Below are 23,524 nucleotides of genomic sequence, written 5' to 3'. Positions count from 1 at the left end.
TTCTCCGTCTAGCGTGAGGGGCATGACCGGACTGCGGGCGGACGCCCGGCGAAGCGAGGCGGCGCTGGTCGCGGCGGCGCGAAAGGCCGTCGCGGAAGTCGGGCTGGAGGTGTCGACCAACGAGATCGTCAAGCGGGCCGGGGTCGGACCGGGCACGTTTTACCGGCGCTTCCCGTCGCGGCAGGCGCTGCTCGAGACGATCCTGCTGGAGGTGATCGGCGAACTCGAGGACAAGGCGCGGGCCGCACTCGAGGATCCCGATCCAGGCCGGGGTTTCGCCCTGCTGTTGCGGGCGTTCACGCTGTCCCAGGTGGAAAACAAGGGACTGTCGGACGCATTGGCCGCGCAGGGCGGAAGTCCCGAGGCCGCTCAAGCGCGCGAACGTTTGCGCGATCTCATTCGCCAGGCGACCGAACGCGCACAGCGGGCCGGCGCTGTGCGCCCGGACCTGTCGTGGGCCGACGTACCGTTCCTCGCCGCCGCCGCGGCGGGGATGACCCAGAACTGTCTCGACCTTCGTGCTGGCGCGGTGCAGCGAGACCGGGTGCTCGCCGTGCTGCTGGCTGGCACCGCGAATTCCGGCCCTGAACTACCCGGGGAACCAGCCACCTTCGCAGAGTGACGCAGTCGCCGTCTCCCCTTCGCCGCGCATCCGCCAGGACTGATCTTGGGGACATCCTCCGGAGACGAAACCCGGTCGTCGGCGGCGAGGCCCACCGGGGCTACTTCCGGCCGCTCAGCGCGTTCTCGACCAGCGCGACGGTCTCGCGGGGGTCGTCGACCTGGAGGACCAGGCGGGCGTAGCGCTCGTCGGCGAGTTCCAGCACGACGGCCTTCGCCGGGTCCTTGACGTCCCAGAAGACCTTTTCGCCGTCGAGGTGGAACGTGCCCGCCGTGATCACGCCCGGCACGTGGGCGCCCGGTGCGCGGATTCCCTTGGGCTCGGCGGCGATGTCCGGGTCCGCGGTCGCGCCGCGGACGTTGGCCAGCGGGATGGTCAGGCTGCTTTTGAGCGCCCAGAGCTTGTCCAGACCTTTGATCTCGACCACGAGGTTGTCGCCGTCGATGGTGACCAGTGCCATGTCTGTTTTCCTTGTCAGTCGAGGGGATCGAGCCGGTGGGCCAGCGCGGTGCGGACACCGCCGGGGTTGCCGCGCAGCCGCAGGCCCAGCGCGGCTGCGGTAAGCGCGGCGGCCAGCTCGGCGGAAATGCCGAGCGCGTCGGCGATCGCCTGGTCGAGCGCGGCCAATGCCGCGTCCACTTCGGCGGATACCTCCTCGTCGGCCGGTGCCCGCTCGACCGCCGCGAGCAGCAGCAGGCCGAGGTTTGCCGAGGCGACGAGCCGCAGCGCGGTCGCGGCATCCGTTGCCGCGGCGAGCGCTTCGGTCAGAGGGCGGACATCGTCGGCGACGTGGCGGCGCAAGGCGACCAAGTAGAGGCCGCGCTTGCTGCCGAACGTCTTGTACAAGCTGTTGCGGTGCACGCCGAGGTGAGTGACGAGGTCGTCGACGGACACTCCGTCGTACGCCCGGCCGCCGAACAACTCCACGGCGGCACGCACTACCTCGTCCTCGTCGAATGCCCTTCGCCTGCCCATGCCCCGACCATAGACTTTTGAGGAACGATCAGTCAAGAACGACCGTTCCTCAAAATTGCCGGACCGGATCCTCGCGGCCACCCGGCCACGAACTAAGCAGCGGGCTGCCAGTCCGCGACGAGGTCCAGCAGTCCGGGAAAGCGCGCGTTGAGATCCTCCGCGCGCACCCGGCTGCGTCGTTCCAGCCCGTATTGCCGCTGCCGCAGCACGCCCGCCTCGCGCAGCGCCTTGAAGTGATGGGTCAGCGACGACTTCGGGCGGTCGAAGCCGAACCAGCCGCACGGATGGTCGTAGGCCTCGCGTTCCAGCAGCAGTTTCCGCACGATCGTCAGCCGCAGCGGGTCGCTCAGTGCAGCCAGGACGGTTTCCAGCCGCAGGTCTTCCCGCGCCGGCTCGGGCAGCGGCGGCGGGAGTTCGGCGGGCGGGGCATCCGGGTCGGGCACCGTGGGCGAGCGCATGGCCTCATTCAACCACTCCAGTACGAGATTAGTCGAACTACTGCTAAGTTCGAGTTCGCTCGTACTAGTTCGAACTATCTCGTACTGGAGGATCCATGGCCGTCGTCGCGCCCTCGCGGGCCGGCAGTCCCTGGCTCGCCGCGTGGCCCGTCACCGCGGTGTTCGTGCTTTCGAACGCGCCCACGCCGCTGTACGTGCTGTGGCAGCACCGGCTCGGGTTCTCCGCCGGCACGCTCACGGTGATCTTCGCGGCCTACATCGCCGGGCTGCTGGCCGCGCTGCTCGTGGCGGGCCGCGCCTCGGACCGGCTCGGGCGCAAACCCGTTGTGCTGCCTGGGGTTTTGCTCGCGCTGATCGCGTGCGGATTGTTCGCCGTCGCGACGTCGGTGCTCGCGTTGGCGATCGCTCGGCTGCTGGCGGGGATCGCGGTCGGCATCACGGTGTCCGCGGGAATGGCGGCCGTCGTCGATGTCGGCGGACCTGAACGCGCTCGGACCGCGACGCTCGCCGCGTCCACCGCGATGGTGTTCGGGGCCGGACTTGGGCCGCTGCTTGCCGGGGCGTTGTCGGAGACCCTGCCGGGGACGACGGTGACGATCTTCGTGGTTTCGGCCGTGCTCCTGCTCAGCGCGGTCGTCGTGGTGGTCCGGCTGCCACTGCGGCGTCCGGTCGGTTCCGGCGCGGGCGGCTGGGTGCGCGTCCCCGCTGTGCCGCGAGCGCAGCGCAAGTACGTCGCGCTCGGGATCGCGGTTTTCGCACCGGGGATCACGTCGACGTCGTTCGTGCTTTCCCTCGGACCAGCACTGCTGGCGAGCGTGCTCGGCACCACGCGCCGAGGCCAACGCTCTGCTCAATTTCGGTGGCTATCTTCCGGCCGCGCTGCTGCCCGTCGGCACCGGCTACCTCAGTGACGCGCTCGGAATCGCTACCGGGGCAACGGTTTTCGCCGTGGTTCTCGCAGTCGCCGCGCTTGCCGCCGCCGGAATCGGGTGGCGGCCGATCAGGACGTCCCCGGTAGGCACCGGTCGCACGCGAGGACGAATTCGCCAAGACCGCGAACAGGGCGTACGGTAGTAGTTGAACTTTCAAACACTTGGAGGCAGCCATGGCGACCCGCACCCCGGTCCTGTACCTGAGCCACGGTGCGCCGCCGCTCGCCGACGACGCGACGTGGACCCGCCAGCTCGCGGAGTGGTCCGCCGACCTGGCGAAACCACGCGCGATCCTCGTGGTTTCGGCGCACTGGGAAGAAGCTCCGCTGACGCTCGGGGCGACCACGACGGTTCCGCTCGTCTACGATTTCTGGGGCTTCCCCGAGCGCTACTACCAGGTCGAATACGCCGCGCCCGGCGCTCCGGAGCTGGCCGCGCAGGTGCGCAAGCTGCTGCGTTCGACCGGCACCCCGGTGCACGACGACCCGGACCGCGGCCTCGACCACGGCGCGTACGTCCCGCTCGTGGAAATGTTCCCCGCCGCCGACGTCCCGGTGCTGCAGATTTCCATGCCCTCGCTCGACCCCCGCGCGCTCTACGACCTCGGCCGCAAGCTCGCGCCGCTGCGCGACGAAGGCGTGCTGATCATCGGCAGCGGATTCTTCACCCACAACCTCGTCGCGATGCGGGAAGTCAACGGCACCAACGGAACTCCGCCGCAGTGGTCCGCGGAATTCGACCACTGGGGCGACGAGGTGCTGCGCGCCCGCGACCTCGACGCGTTGCTCGACTTCCAGCACAAGGCCCCGGCCGCCGCGATGGCGCACCCGCGGATCGAGCACTTCGCGCCGCTGTTCGTGTCGCTCGGCGCCAGCTCGGCCGAAGGCGAGGGCCGCACGGTGATCGACGGTTTCTGGCACGGCCTGGCGAAGCGTTCGCTCGAATTTTCCTGACCCAGCACGAAAAAACGGGCCCGGAAGCACGTGGCTTCCGGGCCCGTCCGGGTTATCCCCGGCCCGTTTCAGGCGAAACGGTTCACTTCTTGAAGAAGCTGGTCACCTTCGCGGCCAGCTTCTGGAACGCACCCAGCGGACCGGTCGCGTCGCCGAGCGCCGGCACGGCCGGAGCGGTCGGCATCGTGGTCGGCAGGGTCGTCGGCACACCCGGCACGGCGGGCAGCGCGGTGACGGCCGGGAGCTGGTTCAGCGTCGGCAGCGAGGTCTTCACCGGCAGCTGAGCCGGAACGGCCGGAACGTCGGCCCGCTCGGCACCGCCCTTGCCCGGCAGGGCCGGAACGCCCGGCAGAGCCGGAACAGCCGGAGCCGACGGCAGGTGCACGCCGTTCTGCAGCCCGGACACCGACGGCAGCACCGAAGCGCCCTTCAGCTGGTTCAGCTGACCCAGCGCGGACAGGCCGCTGACCTGCGGCACGTCGGCCCGCTGGGCGCCCGGCAGCGCCGGGGCGGGCAGCGTGGTGGCGGTGGGCAGACCCGACAGGCCCGGCAGGGCCGGAGCCGACGGCAGCGCCGAGGAACCGCCCGCCAGAGCCGGCACGGCGGGCAGCGCGGGGAGCTGGTCAGCGCCCATCTCGCCGCCGAACGGCACGTCGATGGCCGGCTCGGGGTCGACCACGGTCGAGTTGGTGGCCTCGGCGGTGGCGATGCCGAGCACCTCCAGCGGAACGCCGAAGACCTGCACCAGCGCACCCAGCGGGTGGTAGTAGTCGAAGCCGGACAGGGCCTCGCCGGAACCGTCGGTGCTGGTTTCGTCGCTTCCGTCGGTCACCGTGGTGACGTTGTCGCCGACCGCGTGCGCCACGCCGCCCACGGCGACCGCGTCGCCGAAGACCTGCGCGACGACCGGGACCGGGAAGTCGAGGATGTCGCCCGAGAGCGAGCCCTCCACGCCCGAGGTGGTGTCCTTGCCGGCGTCGGTGACGACGGTGTTGTTCACGCCGTCGCCCGAGGACACGCCCGCGACCGAGACCGCGTCGCCGAAGACCTGCGCCACCGGCGCGGGGTCGACGCCGACGATGTCGCCCGCGACCGCGCCGCCGTCACCGTTGGTGAGAGCGTCGCCGCCCGCCGTCGAGGTGATGTCGTTGGTGGCGGTGCCGTGGCCGAGCGCGCCCCCGGCGAGCCCGTCGCCGAAGATCGTGCCCGCGCCCGCGATCGGAGCCTTGACGATGTTGCCGGCGAGCGCCGCGTCCTTGCCGTCGGTGCTGGCGTCGCCGCCCGCCGTCGAGTCGGTCAGGTTGTCCGACATGCCGGTGCCGATGCCGGCGACCGCGCCGCCGACGCCGTGGCCCTGAACCGGCAGCGAGACCGGGGCCTCGACGATGTTGCCCGCGCCCGCGCCCTTCGTGCCGGTGGCGTGCACGTCCTGGCCCGCGGTCGAGGTGGTGTCGTTGCTGGCCTTGCCGTGGCCCTGGCCGACGAACGCGCCGCCGATGCCGAACAGCTGCACCGGGGTCGAGACCGGGACGGTGCCGAGGTTCGAGCTGAGGAACCCGTTGTCGTCCTGGGTGTTCCCGCCGCCGCCTGCCTTCACGACCTTGGTCTCGGAGCCGTCGCCCGAGCCCTGGCCGATGAACGAGCCGCCCACGCCGAACACCTCGGCCGGCACGGCCACCGGGACCTGCACGATGTTGCCCGAGCCGGACGAGTCGTTGCCCTGGCTGCCGTCGTAGTTGCCCGCGGTGACGGTCTTGGTCTCGGTCGAGGTGCCCGAGGCGTTGCCGATGTGGCTGCCGCCGATGCCGTGCACCTCGGGGGCGCCGGCGATCTGGGTGTTGACGATGTTGCCGGTCAGCGTCGAGCCGTTGCCGCGGGTGTAGCTGCCGTCGCCGGAGGTGGCGGTGGTGGTGTTGTCGCAGTTGGCGACCGCGCGGCCGATGTAGGTGCCGCCCACGCCGCACGCCTCGACCGGGAGCGCCACTGCCGGGTCGACCACGTTGGCCGAACCGGCGGCGTCGTTGCCGCTCGTCTTCACGAAGCCGCCGGAGGTGGCGGTGGTCTCGTGGCTGGAGGAGCCGTTCTGGCCGGTGTCGGCGTTGCCGATCCAGGAGCCGGCGACGGACGCGACGTTCGCGACCGGGCTGGCCTGCGCGGCGCCGGCGTTGCCGGACAGGAACGACTGGTCGCCGTCCGTCTCGATGTAGGTCGGGATGCCCTTGAGGCTGCCCGGACGGGTGTTGCCCGCCTTGGCGTCGGCCGAGGAGCTGGAGGTGGAGTCCGCGTCCGAGCCCCACACGCCGCCGGCGTTGCCGTTGAACTTGACCGGCAGTGCGATCGGAGCGCCGACCACGTTGCCGCTGCCCGCGGCGCCCTTGCCGTTGGACTTCATCGAACCGCCGGAGGTGGCGGTGGTGTCGGCGTTGTAGTCGCCGCTGTAGGCGTTGCCGAGGATCCAGGACGCGGCGTTGCCGGTCACCTGGACCGGGGTCGCGAACTGGCCGCCGACGACGTTGCCGGACAGGCCGGAGCCCTCGCCGGTGGTGTCGATGTTGCCGGTCTCGCTGGTGCTCTGGTGCGCCGAACCGCCGTGGACGGCGCCGCTGCCGCCGGCAAGGCCGACGCCGTTGCCCGCGATCTGCACCGGGAGCGCGTAGTCGAGCGCCACGACGTTGCCCGCGATGCCGGAGTGCTTGCCGTCGGTCGCGATGTCCTGGTTGTGCTCGTACGTCTGGGTGTGGTCGCCACCCTGCACGTTCGCGTCGCCGATGACGCCCACCGCGTTGTCGACGATCTGGATCGGGACGACGATGTCGCCGCTGACCTTGTTGCCCTTGACCGCGTCGCGGGTCGGCGTGACCTGCCGGGGCGCGTCGGTCTTCGGGAGGCTGCCCGCAGAGCCGCCGGGCGTCTTCGCCGAGGCGAGCGCTCCCTTGGCGGCGGAGGTGATGGGCTTGGTGCTGATCTCGTTGTGGTGCGCCGGGAGGTCGACCTGCCCGAGCGGGGTGCCGATCGCGTTGTTGGCCTCGTCGATCGGGACGGTGACGTTGAGATCAAGCGGGGAGGCCGGGGTGTCCGGGTTCACGTTCTCGTCGGCCGAGGCGATGCCGGTGCCCAGCATCAGCAACCCACCCGTGACCAACGCGGTCTGGAGTCCGCGCTTTGCCCAGGTCTGCATGGGATTTTTCTCCTTCATATCGGGGTCCCTTGCGGGTTTGTGGCGGTGCGTCCTTGCGGTCAGGAATGCACCGGGGAATGCGTGCGCCGGAAATTGCGCAGCGCGCGAAAAACCCGCGGGTTATCTGTCGATGACGGCGACGGCGCGCGAAGGCGGCCGTGGGCGTCAAAGACCCCGCGGGTGAAGTGGATCAGTCAGGAGTGACGCCGGGCTGCTCGCCCGGGGTGCGCGGCGTGTGCGCGAGGCCGGTGCGGGTCGAACCCGCCACGGCGTTGTCGACGGCGGCGGCGACCCAGGAGGGAACGCCGAAGTTCAAACCGTCGAGGTGTCCGCCGGGCGCGGTGTTGCCACCGGCCGGGGAGTTCGGGATGGAAAGCGGCACGGCGGGAAGCTGCGCCGGGGTGAACGGAGCGTCGGGCAGGCCGCGGTCGCCGTCGTGGCGCTGCGGCAGTTCGGCTCCCTGCACCGGAACGGCGGACTGCGCGTCCATCGCCGGGAAGACCGACTGCAGTGCGTCGGAGGTGGTCATCGCGGCGGCACCGAGGTTTTGCTCCGCCTCGGCGGGCTGCTCGGGGATGCCGGGCGCGGGACTCTGCTCGGAACCGGACGCGGGCGCGAGCGGCAGGTTCGGCAGGTCGACCAGATCCGTGGGCGCGCTCGGGTCGAGCAGAGCCCACAGCTTCCGGCCGAAGTCCTGCGCGGCGGGCGGCGGGGTGGTCGCGTCGGCGATCACCTGGCGCGCGTCCTCCGGCTTGCGCGCGATGTGCTCGAGCGAGCCGAGCGTGCGCTGCACCGGCTTGACGACCGCGTGGCGGCCGAGGTCGCTCACCGCGTCGCTGACCTTTCCGGCGGCCTGCTGGCCCTCGGAGAGGTCGGCGCGGTGCGGCCCGGCGAGCTGCTCGAGCGAGCAGGAGGGCCGCGTCGTGCCTGGTTCAGACCACGTGGTGGCTCCCTGACCGCACGACGCAAGCCCTTGCGCCGCACCGGCGACGTCGCCCGCGAACCGGGCCACGCCGTCGGTGACGTCGCCGATTCCGGCGGCCGTCGCGTCGGTGACCGGGGTGACGCTCGCGTCGACCGGGTCCGCCGAAGCGGCGGAAGAGGAGACGGCCCACGCGGCCGCGGTGGCCGCGAGCGCGCCGCCGACGACGAACAACGCACGCGACGCGAGACGGCCGAAGCGCGTCGCGCCCCGCCTCTCGTGCACAGCGTCGTTCGTCACAGGTGATTTCTCCTCGGGTAAAAAATGATTTCGGTTTTTCGGCGGAACGGCACAGTTCCGCGGTGGTGCGAAACCGAGACAACCAAATTTGTGGTCCGCCGCGCATCCTTGACACGACTTGATGCCACCATCGTGTGAACAACACAGAGTGTGGCCGGGTCTCACGATGGGTCATTCCCGGAGAAGAAGGGCGGTTACTCCGGAGTCGGTTCGCGAGTCCCGGCGAAGCGGTGATTCACACCGACCGGTGGGGCGATCCGCCCGGTTCCGGTCGACGGGGCCGATACGGTTGACCCGTGAGCCAGCCAGGGCGCGGACAACGCGAACACCGGTCCCTTTCCGAACCAGTCGCCGACGTCACCGGCTTCATCCCGCGCGGCCTGCGCGTATCCGCCGCGCTGTCGTGGCGTTTCATCGTGGTGATCGCCGCGCTGTACGCGGTGGTGTGGCTGCTGGGCTATCTGTCCTCGGTCGTCGTGCCGGTGTCGATCGCGCTGCTGCTTTCGGCGCTGCTGGCCCCGGCGGTGTCGCGGCTCGTGCAGATCCGCTTCCCGCGCGGGCTCGCCACGGCGATCGTGCTCGTGGCCGGGCTCGCCGTGCTCGGCGGGCTGCTGACGTTCGTGATCACCCAGTTCTCCAGCGGCCTTCCCGAACTGCAGCAGCAGCTGACCACGAGCCTCAACCAGATCAAGGACTGGCTGATCAACGGCCCGCTGCACCTGCGCCAGGAGCAGATCCAGGACTTCATCAACCAGGCGATCGGCTTCCTGCAGAACAACCAGGCCTCGCTCACCACCACCGCGCTGACCACCGCGGGCACCGTCGGCGAGATCCTCACCGGCTTCGTGCTGACGCTGTTCGTCACGATCTTCTTCCTCGCCGGCGGCGACGGCATCTGGACGTTCCTGGTGCGCGGCGTGCCGCAGCGGGTGCGCAACCGGGTCAACGTGGCGGGACGGCGCGGGTTCGCGTCGCTGGTCAGCTACATCCGCGCGACGGCGGCGGTGGCCGTGGTCGACGCGGTCGGCATCGGCATCGGGCTGTGGATCGTCGGCGTGCCGCTGGTGATCCCGCTGGCGACGCTGGTGTTCCTCGGCGCGTTCATCCCGATCATCGGCGCGCTGATCACCGGCGGCGTCGCGGTGCTGATCGCGCTCGTGTCGAAGGGCGTCATCGGCGCGGTGGTCGTGCTGGCCATCGTGGTCGGCGTGATGCAGCTGGAAAGCCACGTGCTGCAGCCGTTGCTGCTCGGCCGCGCGGTGCGGCTGCACCCGCTCGCGGTGGTGCTGGCGATCGCCACCGGGCTGGTCGCCGCGGGCATCGCGGGCGCGCTGCTCGCGGTGCCGCTGCTGGCCGTGCTCAACGCCGGGGTCCGGTCGCTGCTGCACGAACACGATCCCGATCCGGCGACCGTGGACTCGTTGCACAGCCAGGCCGCCAACCCGAACGACGACCCCGAAGAGGGCGGCGACCCCGAAGAGAGCACAGAAGACAAGAAGTGAGCGTTCGTCCCACCCGAGACCCGGCGACGCCGCTGTGGCGCGGTGTCGTGGTGCTGCGTGTCGTCACGTGGCTGTTCGCGCTGGCTGTGGTGATCGCGCACCACCCGGACTTTCAACGGCCGTGGCTGGCCTGGCTCGTTGTCGGCGTGATGGGCGCGTGGTCTGCCGCGTCGAGTCTCGCGTACGTGCGCGAGAGCGGACGGCACCGCTGGCTGGTGATCTTCGACGTCGCGCTCACCACGGCGCTCATGCTCACCTCGCCGTGGATTCTTTCCGATGCGCAGTACGAAGCAGCTTCGCCGTTGATCACCACAGTGTGGGCAGCGGTCGGCCCGCTCGCGGCAGCGACGCGCTTCGGCGCGCGCGGCGGCGTAGTGGCAGGCCTCGTCGTCGCAATCGGTACCGGCATCGCGCGCGAGAAGATCGACCTCGACGTGGTCCGCGACGGCGTGCTGTTGTGCGCGAGTGGTCTCCTTGTCGGCATGGCGGCGACGCTCGCGCGTACGTCGGCCGAAGCACTCGCGCGCGCACTTCGCACCGAAGCAGCGACGGCCGAGCGTGAACGGCTCGCGCGCTCGATTCACGACAGCGTGCTTCAAGTCCTCGCGCGCGTACGGCGGCGCGGTCTCGAAGTAGGCGGTGAAGCAGCCGAACTCGCGCAGCTCGCGGGGGAGCAGGAGATCGCGTTGCGCGCGTTGGTGAGCAGCGAGCCGACGCGGTCCGGCGACACCGCGGACCTCCGTTCGGCATTGCAGCTGCTGGCGACCACGTCGGTGCAGGTGTCGACCCCGGCCGGAACGGTGGACCTGCCCGCGCACGTCACCGAGGAACTCGTCGCGGTCACCCGCGAAGCACTGGCTAACGTGGAGAAACACGCTGGTCCGGACGCGCACGCCTGGGTGCTGCTGGAGGACCTCGGCGACGAGGTCGTGGTGAGCATCCGCGACGACGGGCCGGGAATCGAGGGCGGCAGGCTGGAACGAGCGGCGGCCGAGGGCCGTCTCGGAGTAGTGAAGTCGATTCGCGGCCGGGTGGAAGACCTCGGCGGGACCGCGGTGCTGGACAGCGCTCCCGGCCGGGGCACGGAGTGGGAAGTGCGGGTGCCAGCCACGATGAGGGACGGGCGATGACGGAACGGACGATTTCCGTGATGGTGGTGGACGACCACCCGATCTGGCGCGACGGCGTGGCCCGCGATCTGTCCGAGAACGGGTTCGAGGTGGCCGCGACCGCGCCGGACGCCCCGGCGGCGATCCGGATCGCGCGCACGGTGCGGCCGGACGTGGTGCTGATGGACCTGAACCTCGGCGGCACGTCCGGCGTCGAGGCGACCCGCGAGATCACCACGGCGGCCCCGGACACGCGCGTGCTGGTGCTTTCGGCCAGCGGCGAGCACAGCGACGTGCTGGAAGCGGTGAAGGCGGGCGCGTCCGGCTACCTGGTGAAATCGGCGTCCGCGGCGGAGCTGGTGGACGCGGTGCGCCGGACCGCCGACGGCGACCCGGTGTTCACCGCCGGACTGGCGGGTCTGGTGCTCGGCGAGTACCGGCGGATGGCGGATGCTCCGGACGGCGCTCCGGAACCGCCGCGGCTCACCGACCGGGAGACCGACGTGCTCCGGCTGGTCGCGAAGGGACTGACCGCGCGGCAGATCGCGGAACGGCTGGTGCTGTCGCACCGCACGGTGGAAAACCACGTGCAGTCGACGTTGCGCAAGCTTCAGCTGCACAACCGGGTCGAGCTGGCCCGGTACGCGATCGAGCACGGGCTGGACGAGCACTGACCTCAGGAGGTCGCGACCCCGGCGGCCTGCTGCGCCGGGGCGAGTTTCGCCTTCCCCAGCCGCCAGGCCGGTTCGCCCGGATGCCACGCCCCGACGACCCCGTCGTCGAGCACCAGGTCGCCCGCTTCGGTCCATTCCAGGCCGGAGTGTTTCAGGTTCTCCGTCGAAAACGGCATCGACGGCGCTTGCTGCCAGGTGCAGTCGGCCAGGTTCAACAGCCACAGGTCCCGGGTCTGCGTGCCGGTTCCGGGGAACGACGGGGTGCCGAAATCGACCGCGGCGACGTTGCCGTCCCGGCTGGGCAGCACGTACGGATGGGGCTGCGGCACCGGCAGGGTCACCGATTTCCGCGCGCCGCTGCGCAGGTCGAGCACGGCCAGATCGGTCAGCCCGCCTAGGACGAGCCGATCGCCGGCGGCGGCGAGAATGCGCGGCGACTGCTGCACGGTGCGTCCGGTGGCCGGGTCGATCAGGACGTCGACGGTCTCCGCGGTGCCGCCGCCGACGGTGATCAGCAACCCGTGCGCCGTCTCCACCCGGACGAGCGTGCGGCACGACGCCACGGTGCCCCGGCCGAACGAGTCGCCGGTGAGCGCGACGTGCTCCAACCGGCAGAGGTCTGGACCGTCCTCGCGGATCAGCCACACGCTGGTGCCGTCCGCGCCCGCTGCCGCGCTCACCGCCTTGCCGAGCGACCGCGGAGGCGAAAGTCCCAGGTAGACGTACACGTCGGCGGGCGCGCAGCCGGACTGCTGGCAGGTCGGCGCGGTCAGCACGACCGGGGTGTGGCCGACGCGCAGCACCGACACCACCCGTGGCCCGCCAGGCACGCCGGGCAGGGTGCCGCGCACGCCCGAGTCGGCGTCGAACACCGTCGGCGGCGACGTGGCCAGCAGCAACTCCACGCCGATGCCGCCGGTGGCGACGAGTCCGTCGAGGCCAGTCGGCGGCGGGGTGGTCGGAGCCGGGCGCGGCGAACTCGGCGGGAGGACGGGTGCGGGAGGCCCGCTCGTGCACGAGGTCAGCAGGCAGCCGGCCGCGACCAGCGCGGCCAACGCGCGGAGTACGGGTCCGTTCAGGGTTTTTCCCCGATCTGCCAGCGGAAACCGAGTTCTACCATCGATGCCATGGCCGAGGAAGAGACGATCGCCGCGCAGCCCGCGACCGAGACCAAGCCGTTGACCGCGCGCGACATCCGGGTGTCTGACGACGAACGCGAGCACGTCGTCGGCGTGCTGCAGAAAGCCATCGGACAGGGGATGCTCACCCTCGACGAGTTCACCGAGCGCACCGACCAGGCGCTCGCCGCCCGCACCCGGGGCGAGCTCAACGCCGTCCTCGCCGATCTGCCCGGGCTGGTGCACCCCGGCGCGGCCCCGCAGTACTCGCCGCTGCCCGACCCGCCCGGCTACGGCCCGAATCCTGGGCTCGGCCAGCGGCTCGAACTCAACGCCAAGTACTCGTCGCTGCAGCGCAGCGGCCCGTGGCAGGTGCCTGCCGCGATGGTGGTGCGCAACAAGTACGGCAGCACCAAACTCGATTTCACCGAGGCCCGCGTCGCCACCCCGGTGGTGCAGATCGAACTCGACGCGAAGTGGGGTTCGGTCGAGCTGATCATCCCGCAGCACGCGGCGGTGGACTACAACTCGATCACCGAGATCAAGTTCGGCTCGCTCGACGACAAGACCGGAAGCAACGGCCGCGCGGGCACCCCGCGCTACGTGCTGACCGGCCGCATCCACGGAGGCTCGCTGGTCATCCGCCACCCTCGGCGGGGCATCTTCGGCTGACCAGCGCCCGGCGCCGGATCCGGTTACCCCATCTCTCGCCCGGATCCGGCGTCCCCTCAGCGGGAGACGGCGTCCGCGACCGCCTTGCGCGCCGCGACCGGATCGGCGGTGGCCAGCGCCGCCGCCGCGATTTCGCGAGCCTGTTCCCGCGACACCGTGGCCAGGCTCGCGCCGACCGCCCGGATCGCCGGGGCGTTCATCGACAAACTCGTCAGGCCGAGCCCGGCCAGCACCAGCGCGAGCCGCGGGTCGGCGGCCGCTTCGCCGCACACGCCCGCCGGTTTGCCAGTCGCTTCCGCGGCGTCGCCGATCAGCTTCAGCAGCCGCAGCAAACCGGGCTGCCACGGGTCGTTCAGCTTCGCCACCGCGCCGAGCTGACGGTCGGCGGCGAACGTGTACTGCGCCAGGTCGTTCGTGCCGACGGACACGAAATCGACCACGCCGAGGATTTCCCGCGCCAGCACCGCGGCGGCGGGGATCTCGATCATCACGCCCGCCCGCGCGATCCCGGCGGCCCGCACGCGCTCGGCGAACCAGGCGGCTTCCTCGACGGTGCCGACCATCGGTGCCATCACCGAAACTTCCGCGCCGGAGTCCTCCGCCGCGCCCGCGATGGCCTCGAGCTGCCGGTCGAGCACCTCCGGCCGGTCGAACGCGATCCGCAGGCCGCGGACGCCGAGCGCCGGGTTGGGCTCGTCGTCCGGGGACAGGAACGCGAGCGGTTTGTCCGCGCCCGCGTCCAGCGTGCGCACGATGACCGGCTTGCCGCGGAACGGCGAAAGCACTGCGGCATAAGCTTTTCGCTGCTCTTCGACGGACGGCTCGGCCGGTGCGTCGAGGTAGCAGAACTCGGTGCGGAACAGCCCGACACCCTCCGCGCCCGCGTCCGCGGCGGCCTGCGCGTCCGCCGGGGAGCCGACGTTGCCGTACACCTTCACCCGGTGCCCGTCGGACAGTTCGCCGACGCCGTTCCACTCGGCCGGACCGGACGCGGCGGCGGTGACGATCGGCGCGGACTCCTCGACCGCCTCGATCAAGCCGGTGTCGCCGTCGACGGACAGCGCCTTGGCGTCGGAGGCCAGCAGCCCGCGCACCGCGACGACCGCCGGAATTCCCAGCGCCCGCGCGAGAATCGCGGTGTGGCTCGTGGGGCCGCCTTCCTCGGTGACCAGCGCGAGCACCTTCGCCGGGTCGAGCCCCGCGGTGTCGGCCGGGGCCAGGTCGCGCGCGACGAGGACGCTCGGCGACGACAGTTCGGGAACCCCGGGCGGGTCGATGCCGAGCAGTTCGGCGACGAGCCGGTCGCGCACGTCGCGGACGTCGCGGACCCGCTCGGCCATGTACCCGCCGGCGGCCGCGAGTGCTTCCGCGAACCCTTCGGCGGCCTGGTAGACGGCGCGGGCCGCGGGTAGGTTCCGCGCCGTCACCAGCTGTTGGGCCTGAGTGGCGAGCGCCGGGTCGGCGGCCATCGCGGCGGTCGTGACCAGGATCGTCGCGGCCTCGCCGGTGGCGGCCTCGGCCTGCGCTTCCAGCCGGGCGGCGACCGCGCGCGCGGCGGGTTCGATCCGGGCCGCCTCCGCTGCCGGGTCGTCCGGCGCGGGCGTGCTGGCGGGTTCCCCGAGCGGCTCGGCGACCCGCACGACGGGTCCGCTCGCGCGTCCGGGGCTCACCGCGACCCCGGTCAGCGAGGAACCGGCAGCGGACTCGGCCGGAGCGGCAGCACTCTCAGACATGGTCTAGACCATAGCTCACCGAGGCGGCGAACTCCCGGGGCGCCGCACCCGTTTCCCGATTTCGCACCCGTTCGACCACCGCCAGCCACCTCCTCGCGCCGCCGGGCGCGGGCCAGTTCCGCGCGTCCGGCCCGCCAAAGTCTGCCGGAAACCCCACGTCTTCGCCGAGTCCGCGACCCGGCCCGGGGTGAGTCAGTCCAGTTCGGCGGCGGTCGGGTAGGACGGCTGAGCACCGCGCCGCGTCACGGTCACGGCAGCCACCTTGACCGCCCGCTCGGCGGCTTCGACCAGGTCAGCGCCTTCGGCGAGAGCCGTCGCCAGCGCACCCGCGAACGCGTCGCCCGCGCCCGTCGTGTCGACCGCTTCGACCTGGGGCGACTCGACCGTTGTCGACTTATCGCCTTCCAGCACCGCCGCGCCCTTGGCTCCGAGCGTGACGACCGCCGCGCGCGGGCCGAGTTCGAGCAGCTTCCGCGGGTCAGCGTCGTCCGAGCCAAGCAGGTAGGCGGCCTCGTGCTCGTTGACCAGCAGGACGTCCAGCGCGGCCAGCGTTTCCCGCGACACCTCGGCCGCCGGGGAGAGGTTGAGCAGCACCCGCACGCCTTTTTCGCGCGCCCGCACCACCGTGCGTTCGATCGTCGGCAGCGGCACTTCCAGCGAGGCGACGAGCACGCGGACGCCGTCCAGCACCTCGTCGGTGATGTCGCCGGGTTGCAGCGCGGAGTTCGCGCCGGGGGAGACGAGGATTGAGTTTTCCCCGTCCGGAGTCACGGTGATGTACGCGATTCCGGTAGGCCGATCCACAGTGCGCACGAATTGCGTATCGACACCCGCATTAGCCAACGAATCCCGCAGCAATCGACCGTAGGGATCGTCGCCGACCGCGCCGAGCAACGCGACGTCCGCGCCGAGTTTTCCCGCCGCGACCGCGGTATTCGCGCCCTTGCCGCCGGGGGACAACGCGGTGTCGCCGCCCAGCACCGTCTCGCCGCCGCCGGGCCGCCGGTCGACCGGCACCACCAAATCGGCATTCGCGGAGCCGACCACCAGTACCGCACTCATGACCGCCACTCTGCCACGGCCCGTCCTTTCCGCCATCGGCGCCCGAAAGTGAAAGCGTTTGTAACTTTCTTGGCGCTCAGTGCGACAATCAGGCGGAACAGCGGCGGTCCGTCACTCGATCGGGGGATCCGTATCCCCCAGGCGTCACTTCGGTGCCGGGCTTCGCTCTTCTTCGAGCGTCACTGGCCTCGAGCCGATGGCGTTGCCCCGACCGGAAGCGCACCGGAGAGGGCATCGGGTCGCCGGCGCCGATCACGTAGCCCCCCGAGTGATCGGCGTCGGCGGCGCCCCGGTTCTTCGCGCCAGTCGCCGAAATCGGTGTCCAGACCACCTAGACTGCCCAGATGAGCAGCCCCACACGCAGGGGTCGCGCGCGAGCGGCTACCGAATCCGACATCCGCCGGACCGCGCGGAACCTGCTGGTAGGCCAGGGCCCGGAAGCCGTCACGCTGCGGGCCATCGCCCGGGAGCTGGGGATCACCGCACCGGCTCTGTACCGCTACTACGAATCCCGCGACGACCTGCTGGAAAACCTCCGCCTCGACGTCTGCACCGACCTCGCCGCCGAACTCGCCGAGGACATCGCGGAGCTGAAGGACGAGGGCCTGCTGCAGCTGTTCCAGATCTGCAAGGGCTTCCGCCGCTGGGCGCTCACGCACACCAAGGAATTCACCCTGGTGTTCGCGTCGCCGACCGGGGCCACCGGCACCGCGACCGGCAGCGCGCTGCGCAGGCTCGACGAGCCGTTCGGCCGGATCTTCCTCGCCGCGGCCGGCCACGTGCTCGCCCAGCACGACCTGGTCATGCCGCCGAACGACGTGGTCCCGCCCGAACTCCGCGACGACCTCACCGCGTTCCAGGAAGACCTGCTCACGGTGCTCAAGGAGTCCGGGCGGGAAATCCCGCCGGAGAAGCTGGACCTCGGGCTCACCTACCTGATGATCACCTTCTGGGCGCGGCTCTACGGCCACGTCACGCTCGAGGTGTTCGGCAATTACCCGATCCCGGTGTCCAAACCGGACGTGCTGTTCGAGGCCATGCTCACCGACCTCGCCCGCGACGTCGGCCTCTACCGCGATTAGGCCGCGTGCCCGCCGTCGACCGAAATGGTCGAGCCGGTCACGTACGCGCTGGCCGGCGAGGCGAGGAACGCCACCGTGTCCGCCACTTCCGCGGGCTTGCCGTACCGGCCGACCGCGGTCATCGACGCCTGATCCGCGGCGTACGGGCCGTCGGCCGGGTTCATGTCGGTGTCGGTCGGGCCCGGGTGCACCAGGTTCACCGTCACGCCGTTCGGCGCCAGTTCGCGGGCCAGCGCCTTGGTCATGCCGACCATCGCGGCCTTGCTGACCGCATACAGCACCATCCCCGGCCCCGGCACGCGATCGGTCACGCAGCTGCCGATCGTGATCACCCGGCCGCCCTCGCCGAGGTGCTTGGCCGCCGCCTTGGTCGCGGCCAGCACGCCGCGCACGTTCACCGCCAGCACGCGGTCGACGTCGTCCATCCCGGTCTGGGCGAGAGGTCCGACGAAACCGACACCCGCGTTGTTGACCAGCACGTCCAGCCGCCCGAACTCGCCGATCGCCGCTTCCACCGCGGCCTCCACGGCCGCCGGATCCGCGCTGTCCGCACCGACCGCGAGCGCGCGCCGCCCGAGCGCCTTGATCCGGTCGGCCACGTCCGCCGCCTGCTCGGCGTTCACCGCGTAGGTGAGCACCACGTCCGCCCCAGCATCGGCGAGCCGCAGTGCTGTCGCCGCACCGATCCCGCGGCTCCCGCCAGTCACCAGCGCCACTTTGCCGTCGAGGTTCATGTCCGTCCTTTCCGTTTGTTTCGCTTTCAACCATCGAAGCGCCGGACGACGGGCGAAGCTGGCGTCTTTCGGTCGTGGCGGTTCGAATCCGCACCCGGGCGGCCACAGCGTGTGACAAACTGCCAGCGGGAAAACGGGGGAGGGGGACGGTTGCTGCACGTCCAAGAACTGGTGAAGGTCTACGGCCAACGCCGCGTGGTCGACACCGTGTCGTTCAGCCTGCGGCCGGGCACGGTGACCGCGTTTCTCGGCCCGAACGGCGCGGGCAAATCGACCACGCTGCGGATGATCTGCGGCCTGACCACGCCGACGTCCGGCACCGCGACCATCGCCGGCCGCCGCTTCGGCGAGTGGCCCAACCCGGCGCACGTCGCGGGCGTGCTGCTCGACGCGTCCGCCGTGCACCCCGGCCGCACCGGCAGGCACCATCTGCTCAACGCCGCGAAACTGATGCGGCTGCCCGCCGCCCGGGTGGACCAGGTGCTCGGGCAGGTCGGGCTCTCCGACGCGGCGAACCGGCGGATCGGCAAGTACAGCCTCGGCATGCGGCAGCGGCTCGGCATCGCGCAGGCGCTGCTGTGCGATCCGCCGGTGCTGATCCTCGACGAACCGATCAACGGCCTCGACCCGGACGGCATCCGCTCCACGAGGCAGTTGCTGCGCGGGTACGCCCAGCGCGGCGGCACCGTGCTGCTGTCCAGCCACGTACTGTCCGAAGTGGACCAGACCGCGGACCGCGTGGTGATGATCGGCCAGGGCCGCGTCGTCGCCGACGGACCGCTGGAGAGCTTCGCCGGACCGGCCCGCACGCTCATCCGCACCGCCGACCTGCCCCGGCTGACCTCCGCGCTGCGCCACGCCCGGCTCGAACTGCGCCAGACCAGCGTGGACGGGGTGTCCGTCGCCGCCCCGCTGAAACAGGTGTCCGACCTCGCGTTCGCCGCCCGCGTGCAAGTGCTGGAGCTGCGCGAGGAACAGCAGAACCTGGAAGAGCTTTTCTTCCGGCTCACCGGAGGAGCCCGATGATCCCGGCGCAGGCGCCCGCGTGGCAGGCCCCCGCTCAGCGGCGCGCGTCGTTCGGCACCGTGGTGGGCGTCGAGCTGCGGAAGATGACCGCGACGGTGGCGGACAAGATCCTGGTGCTCTCCGCGCCGGTCCTGCTGGTGACGCTGGCGCTGCTGTTCCTGCAGGGCGGGATGCGCGACTACACGCTCGACAAGCAGCTGCTGCCGGTGTTCCTGACGATCCGGCTCGGCGCGGTGCTGATGAACGTCGTGCTCGTGAAGCTGATCGCCGCCGAATGGCATTACCGCAGCGCGCAGCCGACCCTGCTCGCCCAGCCGTCGCGGCTGCGCTACGTGCTCGCGCAGGCCACCATCGCGTTCGGGGTCTGGCTGGTCGCTTCGGGGTTGAACCTCCTGATGGCGTTCACCTACTACCGAAGCCGGCTCGACGCCTACGACACCCAGTTCCTCCTCGACGCCCGGCCGGGCGCGATGGCCGGGACGATTCTGCTCGGCGGGTTCTGCATGACCCTGTTCGCGGTCACCATCGGCTGGCTGATCCCCAACACCGCCGGAGCGATCACCGCCTACGTCCTGCTGTCGCTGCTGTTCGTGTTCCTGCAGAGCGGCATCGACTACGCGGGATGGGTCGATCCGGCCGAACCCGCGCGGCAGCTCGCCGGGATCGCCAAGCACGGGCCGGTCGCGCTGACCACGTCGCTGGCGGTGTGGATCGGACTGGCCGGGGTCGCGATCTGGCGGGCGGGCACGCGCGAAGCGGCGTGACCCCGGGTCAACCGGCCAGCGAGCCGCCGCCGGGGTCGACCGTGTTCAGGTAGTCCTCGGCGGCCTTCTGCGCGTCCGGGCAGAACCGCTGCGCGGTCTGGCGATCGACGTCGACACTGTCGCCGGGCACCGGGCCGTTGCCCCGTTCGGCGCCGACCCGGACGGTGAGCACCTGCAGCGAACCGGTATTCACCGCGACCACGCAGCCGTATCCCTCGAGCTGGGAAACCGCGTAGTAGCGGTCCAGCACCAGCATCCGGCGGAAGTGGTGGACGCTGTAGTCGTAGACCTTCCACCAGCCGGGCCACGGCTCCGGGATGCGCTGGTCCGGGTCCATCGAGCCGACCTCGACCTGCGTGCCCGCCGACCGCTTCAAGACGCAGGCCTTGGCGTACGGGTTGTACCTCGGCGAACTGGCGCCGAGGGCACCCAGCAACTGCGGATTCTTCTCGAACTGCGAGCAGTCGCCGGGGAACAGCTTCGGCCGGCTCGTGATGACCGGCAGCGTGTCGTACGCGATCGAATCCGCTGGCAACCGCGGCGCGGGTTTCCCCGGCGGCGGAGCGGGCGCGACGGCGCAGCCGGAAAGCACTGCCGCTGCCACGACAGCTACCGCGGTGATCGCTCGGCTACGCACGGGCAGCACGTTACCGGCCCGGGATCGGCTCCCGGGCCGGAACGCGCATTTTTCAGAGCACGATGTTGACCAGCCGGCCCGGCACCACGATCACCTTGCGCGGCGTCTTGCCGCCGACCAGCGCGGCGATCTTCTCGTCCGCCAGCGCGGCCGCCTGCACCGCGTCGTTCTTCGCGTCCGCGGGCACGGTGATCCGCGAGCGGACCTTGCCGTTGACCTGGATCGGGTACTCGACCGAGTCCTCGACCAGGTACTTCTCGTCCACGACCGGGAACGGCCCGTGCACCAGCGAATCGGCGTGGCCCATCCGGTGCCACAGCTCCTCGGCGATGTGCGGGGCCAGCGGAGCCAGCAGCAGCACCAGCGGTTCGGCCAGTTCGCGCGGGGTCGCCGGGGTCGAGCCGTACACCTTGGTCAGGTGGTTGTTCAGCTCGATCAGCTTCGCGCCCGCGGTGTTGAACCGCATCTCCGCGTAGTCCTCGCGGACCCCGGCGATGGTGCGGTGCAACAGTTTCCGGTCCGCCTCGGTCGCCTCGTCCGCGGAGACCCGCAGCTCGCCGGTCTGCTCGTCGACCACCAGCCGCCACAGCCGCTGCAGGAACCGGTGCGCGCCGACGACGTCCTTGGTCGCCCACGGCCGCGACATGTCCAGCGGGCCCATCGACATCTCGTACACGCGGAAGGTGTCCGCGCCGTAGGTGTCCGACATTTCGTCCGGCGTCACGGCGTTCTTCAGGCTCTTGCCCATCTTGCCGTATTCCTGCTTGACCTCTTCGTCGCCGAAGAAGAACTTGCCGTCGCGCTCGACGACCTCTTCCGCGGGTACGTACACGCCGCGCTTGTCGGTGTAGGCGAACGCCTCGATGTAGCCCTGGTTGAACAGGCGGCGGTACGGCTCCTTCGAGGAGACGTGGCCCAGGTCGTACAGCACCTTGTGCCAGAACCGGGAGTACAGCAGGTGCAGCACCGCGTGCTCGACGCCGCCGACGTACAGGTCGACGCCGCCCGGGTCGTCCACGCCGTGCTCGGCCGGGCGCGGGCCCAGCCAGTACGCCTCGTTCTCCGGCGCGCAGAACACGTCCTGGCTCGCCGGGTCGACGTAGCGCAGCTGGTACCAGCAGGAACCGGCCCACTGCGGCATGACGTTGGTGTCGCGGCGGTACTTCTTCGGCCCGTCGCCCAGGTCCAGGGTGACCTCGACCCAGTCCTTCGCGCGCGACAGCGGCGGCGACGGCTCGGAGTCGGCGTCGTCCGGGTCGAAGGTCTTCGGCGAGTAGTCGTCGATCTCCGGCAGCACGACCGGCAGCTGGTCCTCGGGCAGCGCGATCGGCAGGTTGTTCTCATCGTAGACGATCGGGAACGGCTCGCCCCAGTAGCGCTGGCGGGCGAACAGCCAGTCGCGCAGCTTGTACTGCACGGTGCCCTCGCCCGCGCCGCGGTCCTCCAGCCAGGCGATGATCGTCTTCTTGGCGTCCGCGACGCCCATGCCGTTCAGGTCGACGGTGTCGTTGGCGGAGTTGATCGCCGGCCCGTCGCCGGTGAACGCCTCGCCCTCGAAGCCCTCGCCCGGGTCGACCGTGCGGATGATCTCCAGCTCGAACTTCTTCGCGAAGTCGTAGTCGCGCTGGTCTTGGGCGGGCACCGCCATGATCGCGCCGGTGCCGTAGCCCATCAGCACGTAGTCGCCGACGAAGACCGGGATTTCCTTGCCGTTGACCGGGTTCACCGCGTAGGTGCCGGTGAAGACGCCGGTCTTCTCCTTGTTCTCCTGCCGGTCCAAATCGGACTTGCGGGAGGCGGCGGCCCGGTACGCGGCGACGGCCTCGGCGGGCGTCTTCGCGCCGCCGGTCCAGCTCTCCGGGTGCTCGCCCGGCCACTGTTCCGCGGTCAGCTTCTCCACCAGCGGGTGCTCCGGCGCGATCACCATGTAGGTGGCGCCGAACAGCGTGTCCGGACGGGTGGTGAAGACCTCGATCTTCTCGTCGCCCGCGGCGAACGAGACCCGCGCGCCCTGCGAGCGGCCGACCCAGTTGCGCTGCATGGACTTGACCTTCTCCGGCCAGTCCAGCAGCTCCAGGTCGTCGACCAGGCGGTCGGCGTACGCGGTGATCCGCATCATCCACTGGCGCAGGCTCTTGCGGAACACCGGGAAGTTGCCGCGGTCGCTGCGCCCGTCCGCGGTCACCTCCTCGTTCGCGACGACGGTGCCCAGGCCGGGAGCCCAGTTCACCGGAGCCTCGGAGATGTAGACCAGCCGGTGGTCGTCGATGATCTTGCGCTGCTCGACCGTGCTCAGCTCGGCCCACGGACGGCCGTCCGGCGTCGCTCGCTCGCCCGCCGCGTACGCCTTCTCCAGCTCCTCGATCGGACGCGCCTTGCGGGCGTCCTCGTCGTAGTAGGAGTTGAAGATCTGCAGGAAAATCCACTGGGTCCACTTGTAGTAGTCCGGGTCGATCGTCTCGATCGACCGGCGCTCGTCGTGGCCCAGCCCCAGCCGCTTCAGCTGGCGGCGCATGGTGGCGATGTTCTGCTCGGTCGTGGTGCGCGGATGCGTGCCGGTCTGCACCGCGTACTGCTCGGCGGGCAGGCCGAACGCGTCGTAGCCCAGCGTGTGCAGCACGTTCCGGCCGATCATCCGGTGGTACCGCGCGTAGACGTCGGTGCCGATGTAGCCCAGCGGGTGCCCGACGTGCAGGCCGGAACCGGACGGGTACGGGAACATGTCCTGCACGAACAGCTTGTCCGAGGGCACCGGCTCGCCCGCTTCCGCGAGCGGGCCGACCGGGTTCGGCGCGTGGTAGGTGCCGTGGTCGGACCAGTGGTCCTGCCAGCGCTGCTCGATCTGCCCGGCCAGCTCCGCGGTGTAGCGGAACGGCGGGGTTTGCTCAGCGTCCGCGACGTTCTTCGCCGCGGCCCCGGTGGCCTCGTCAGACCCTGTCATCGCCGTCTTCCTCCGTGTCGAGCCACTCCAGAAACAACTCGACCCCCCAAGCCAGAAGGCATGAGGGGTCGCCGCGCCGAGCCGGTCATCGGACCAGGTCAGCGCGGCAAGCCAAGGAGCAGCCGAGCCG

21 protein-coding genes are annotated in these 23,524 nt (G+C 70.9%); 10 read left to right on the top strand and 11 right to left on the bottom strand.

Translation table 11 applies throughout. From position 1 onward, the window contains the following. Window positions 1-22 precede the first annotated feature (22 nt). Entirely contained in the window at window positions 23-622 is a 600-nt protein-coding gene (locus F9C11_RS07110; RefSeq protein ID WP_409184096.1) for a TetR/AcrR family transcriptional regulator, read from the top strand. 100 nt (window positions 623-722) lie between these two features. Here F9C11_RS07110 and F9C11_RS07105 read toward each other — a convergent pair whose 3' ends face one another. The 3 genes from F9C11_RS07105 to F9C11_RS07095 all read right to left on the bottom strand — a co-directional run bounded on the left by F9C11_RS07105 (window position 723) and on the right by F9C11_RS07095 (window position 2,055). After that, a complete protein-coding gene (locus tag F9C11_RS07105) occupies window positions 723-1,082 on the bottom strand; it encodes a hypothetical protein (protein ID WP_409184095.1) in 360 nt (119 codons plus the stop codon). Between the two features lie 14 nt (window positions 1,083-1,096). Continuing rightward, entirely contained in the window at window positions 1,097-1,597 is a 501-nt protein-coding gene (locus tag F9C11_RS07100) for a TetR/AcrR family transcriptional regulator (RefSeq protein WP_409184094.1), read from the bottom strand. A gap of 92 nt (window positions 1,598-1,689) precedes the next feature. Beyond that, window positions 1,690-2,055, bottom strand: a complete 366-nt coding sequence (locus tag F9C11_RS07095) for an ArsR/SmtB family transcription factor (RefSeq protein ID WP_409184093.1) — start codon at window positions 2,053-2,055, stop codon at window positions 1,690-1,692. A gap of 95 nt (window positions 2,056-2,150) precedes the next feature. Here F9C11_RS07095 and F9C11_RS07090 point away from each other — a divergent pair, with 95 nt between their 5' ends. After that, a complete protein-coding gene (locus tag F9C11_RS07090) occupies window positions 2,151-2,966 on the top strand; it encodes an MFS transporter (protein ID WP_409184092.1) in 816 nt (271 codons plus the stop codon). A gap of 194 nt (window positions 2,967-3,160) precedes the next feature. Then, entirely contained in the window at window positions 3,161-3,940 is a 780-nt protein-coding gene (locus F9C11_RS07085; protein WP_409184091.1) for a dioxygenase, read from the top strand. An 82-nt stretch (window positions 3,941-4,022) separates the two neighbouring features. Here F9C11_RS07085 and F9C11_RS07080 read toward each other — a convergent pair whose 3' ends face one another. Both F9C11_RS07080 and F9C11_RS07075 read right to left on the bottom strand, forming a co-directional pair. Further along, window positions 4,023-7,118 (bottom strand): PE-PGRS family protein, encoded by a 3,096-nt coding sequence (locus F9C11_RS07080; protein WP_409184090.1) that lies wholly within the window; start codon window positions 7,116-7,118, stop codon window positions 4,023-4,025. Between the two features lie 190 nt (window positions 7,119-7,308). Beyond that, window positions 7,309-8,340, bottom strand: a complete 1,032-nt coding sequence (locus F9C11_RS07075; protein ID WP_409184089.1) for a hypothetical protein — start codon at window positions 8,338-8,340, stop codon at window positions 7,309-7,311. Window positions 8,341-8,636: 296 nt separating this feature from the next. Between F9C11_RS07075 and F9C11_RS07070 the strand changes: the two genes are divergently transcribed. The 3 genes from F9C11_RS07070 to F9C11_RS07060 are packed head-to-tail and all read left to right on the top strand — an operon-like array spanning window position 8,637 to window position 11,625. Then, window positions 8,637-9,842, top strand: coding sequence for an AI-2E family transporter (locus F9C11_RS07070; protein WP_409184088.1), 1,206 nt, complete (start codon window positions 8,637-8,639; stop codon window positions 9,840-9,842). After that, window positions 9,839-10,972: a MacS family sensor histidine kinase gene (macS, locus tag F9C11_RS07065; protein ID WP_409184087.1), complete on the top strand. Its 1,134-nt coding sequence runs from the start codon at window positions 9,839-9,841 to the stop codon at window positions 10,970-10,972. The genes F9C11_RS07070 and macS overlap by 4 nt, the downstream gene beginning before the upstream one ends. Beyond that, entirely contained in the window at window positions 10,969-11,625 is a 657-nt protein-coding gene (locus F9C11_RS07060) for a response regulator (RefSeq protein ID WP_409184086.1), read from the top strand. The genes macS and F9C11_RS07060 overlap by 4 nt, the downstream gene beginning before the upstream one ends. Window positions 11,626-11,627: 2 nt before the next feature. On the opposite strand, the gene F9C11_RS07055 is transcribed toward F9C11_RS07060, so the two are convergent. Continuing rightward, window positions 11,628-12,680 carry a hypothetical protein gene (locus F9C11_RS07055; RefSeq protein ID WP_409184085.1) on the bottom strand — a complete coding sequence of 351 codons (1,053 nt, stop codon included), beginning with the start codon at window positions 12,678-12,680 and terminating at the stop codon, window positions 11,628-11,630. Window positions 12,681-12,752: 72 nt separating this feature from the next. On the opposite strand from F9C11_RS07055, the gene F9C11_RS07050 reads away from it, so the two are divergent. Next, window positions 12,753-13,415, top strand: a complete 663-nt coding sequence (locus F9C11_RS07050) for a DUF1707 domain-containing protein (RefSeq protein ID WP_409184084.1) — start codon at window positions 12,753-12,755, stop codon at window positions 13,413-13,415. A gap of 56 nt (window positions 13,416-13,471) precedes the next feature. On the opposite strand, the gene ptsP is transcribed toward F9C11_RS07050, so the two are convergent. Both ptsP and F9C11_RS07040 read right to left on the bottom strand, forming a co-directional pair. Beyond that, complete coding sequence (gene ptsP, locus F9C11_RS07045; RefSeq protein ID WP_409184083.1) at window positions 13,472-15,148, bottom strand: phosphoenolpyruvate--protein phosphotransferase; 1,677 nt, start codon at window positions 15,146-15,148, stop codon at window positions 13,472-13,474. 192 nt (window positions 15,149-15,340) lie between these two features. Next, a complete protein-coding gene (locus tag F9C11_RS07040; protein ID WP_409184082.1) occupies window positions 15,341-16,210 on the bottom strand; it encodes a ribokinase in 870 nt (289 codons plus the stop codon). 344 nt (window positions 16,211-16,554) lie between these two features. Here F9C11_RS07040 and F9C11_RS07035 point away from each other — a divergent pair, with 344 nt between their 5' ends. Next, complete coding sequence (locus F9C11_RS07035; protein ID WP_409184081.1) at window positions 16,555-17,292, top strand: TetR/AcrR family transcriptional regulator; 738 nt, start codon at window positions 16,555-16,557, stop codon at window positions 17,290-17,292. Here the strand turns inward: F9C11_RS07035 and F9C11_RS07030 are convergent. Then, window positions 17,289-18,026, bottom strand: a complete 738-nt coding sequence (locus tag F9C11_RS07030; RefSeq protein ID WP_409184080.1) for a 3-oxoacyl-ACP reductase family protein — start codon at window positions 18,024-18,026, stop codon at window positions 17,289-17,291. The two genes, F9C11_RS07035 and F9C11_RS07030, sit on opposite strands and share 4 nt — an antisense overlap. Before the next feature lie 150 nt (window positions 18,027-18,176). On the opposite strand from F9C11_RS07030, the gene F9C11_RS07025 reads away from it, so the two are divergent. After that, on the top strand, window positions 18,177-19,052 hold the full coding sequence (locus F9C11_RS07025; protein WP_409184079.1) for an ABC transporter ATP-binding protein: 876 nt from the start codon (window positions 18,177-18,179) through the stop codon (window positions 19,050-19,052). Then, on the top strand, window positions 19,049-19,816 hold the full coding sequence (locus F9C11_RS07020; RefSeq protein ID WP_409184078.1) for a hypothetical protein: 768 nt from the start codon (window positions 19,049-19,051) through the stop codon (window positions 19,814-19,816). The genes F9C11_RS07025 and F9C11_RS07020 overlap by 4 nt, the downstream gene beginning before the upstream one ends. A gap of 7 nt (window positions 19,817-19,823) precedes the next feature. Here the strand turns inward: F9C11_RS07020 and F9C11_RS07015 are convergent, their stop codons facing one another. Both F9C11_RS07015 and leuS read right to left on the bottom strand, forming a co-directional pair. Then, window positions 19,824-20,453, bottom strand: a complete 630-nt coding sequence (locus tag F9C11_RS07015; RefSeq protein WP_409184077.1) for a hypothetical protein — start codon at window positions 20,451-20,453, stop codon at window positions 19,824-19,826. A 52-nt stretch (window positions 20,454-20,505) separates the two neighbouring features. After that, complete coding sequence (gene leuS / locus F9C11_RS07010) at window positions 20,506-23,394, bottom strand: leucine--tRNA ligase (RefSeq protein ID WP_409184076.1); 2,889 nt, start codon at window positions 23,392-23,394, stop codon at window positions 20,506-20,508. Between the last annotated feature and the right edge of the window lie 130 nt (window positions 23,395-23,524).

Source organism: Amycolatopsis sp. VS8301801F10, assembly GCF_046195355.1.
In the GTDB taxonomy this organism is placed as follows: Bacteria; Actinomycetota; Actinomycetes; order Mycobacteriales; family Pseudonocardiaceae; genus Amycolatopsis.
The sequence above is the reverse complement of the archived record's forward strand: the minus strand, read 5'-3'. Positions and strand labels throughout refer to the sequence as shown.

Coding starts and splice junctions, on each gene's coding strand:
- F9C11_RS07060 (WP_409184086.1), top strand. CDS start 10,969: ATGACGGAACGGACGATTTCCGTGATGGTGGTGGACGACCACCCGATC.
- F9C11_RS07110 (WP_409184096.1), top strand. CDS start 23: ATGACCGGACTGCGGGCGGACGCCCGGCGAAGCGAGGCGGCGCTGGTC.
- F9C11_RS07090 (WP_409184092.1), top strand. CDS start 2,151: ATGGCCGTCGTCGCGCCCTCGCGGGCCGGCAGTCCCTGGCTCGCCGCG.
- F9C11_RS07105 (WP_409184095.1), bottom strand. CDS start 1,082: ATGGCACTGGTCACCATCGACGGCGACAACCTCGTGGTCGAGATCAAA.
- F9C11_RS07085 (WP_409184091.1), top strand. CDS start 3,161: ATGGCGACCCGCACCCCGGTCCTGTACCTGAGCCACGGTGCGCCGCCG.
- ptsP (WP_409184083.1), bottom strand. CDS start 15,148: ATGTCTGAGAGTGCTGCCGCTCCGGCCGAGTCCGCTGCCGGTTCCTCG.
- F9C11_RS07080 (WP_409184090.1), bottom strand. CDS start 7,118: ATGCAGACCTGGGCAAAGCGCGGACTCCAGACCGCGTTGGTCACGGGT.
- F9C11_RS07095 (WP_409184093.1), bottom strand. CDS start 2,055: ATGCGCTCGCCCACGGTGCCCGACCCGGATGCCCCGCCCGCCGAACTC.
- leuS (WP_409184076.1), bottom strand. CDS start 23,394: ATGACAGGGTCTGACGAGGCCACCGGGGCCGCGGCGAAGAACGTCGCG.
- F9C11_RS07040 (WP_409184082.1), bottom strand. CDS start 16,210: ATGAGTGCGGTACTGGTGGTCGGCTCCGCGAATGCCGATTTGGTGGTG.
- F9C11_RS07050 (WP_409184084.1), top strand. CDS start 12,753: ATGGCCGAGGAAGAGACGATCGCCGCGCAGCCCGCGACCGAGACCAAG.
- F9C11_RS07100 (WP_409184094.1), bottom strand. CDS start 1,597: ATGGGCAGGCGAAGGGCATTCGACGAGGACGAGGTAGTGCGTGCCGCC.
- F9C11_RS07030 (WP_409184080.1), bottom strand. CDS start 18,026: ATGAACCTCGACGGCAAAGTGGCGCTGGTGACTGGCGGGAGCCGCGGG.
- F9C11_RS07035 (WP_409184081.1), top strand. CDS start 16,555: ATGAGCAGCCCCACACGCAGGGGTCGCGCGCGAGCGGCTACCGAATCC.
- F9C11_RS07020 (WP_409184078.1), top strand. CDS start 19,049: ATGATCCCGGCGCAGGCGCCCGCGTGGCAGGCCCCCGCTCAGCGGCGC.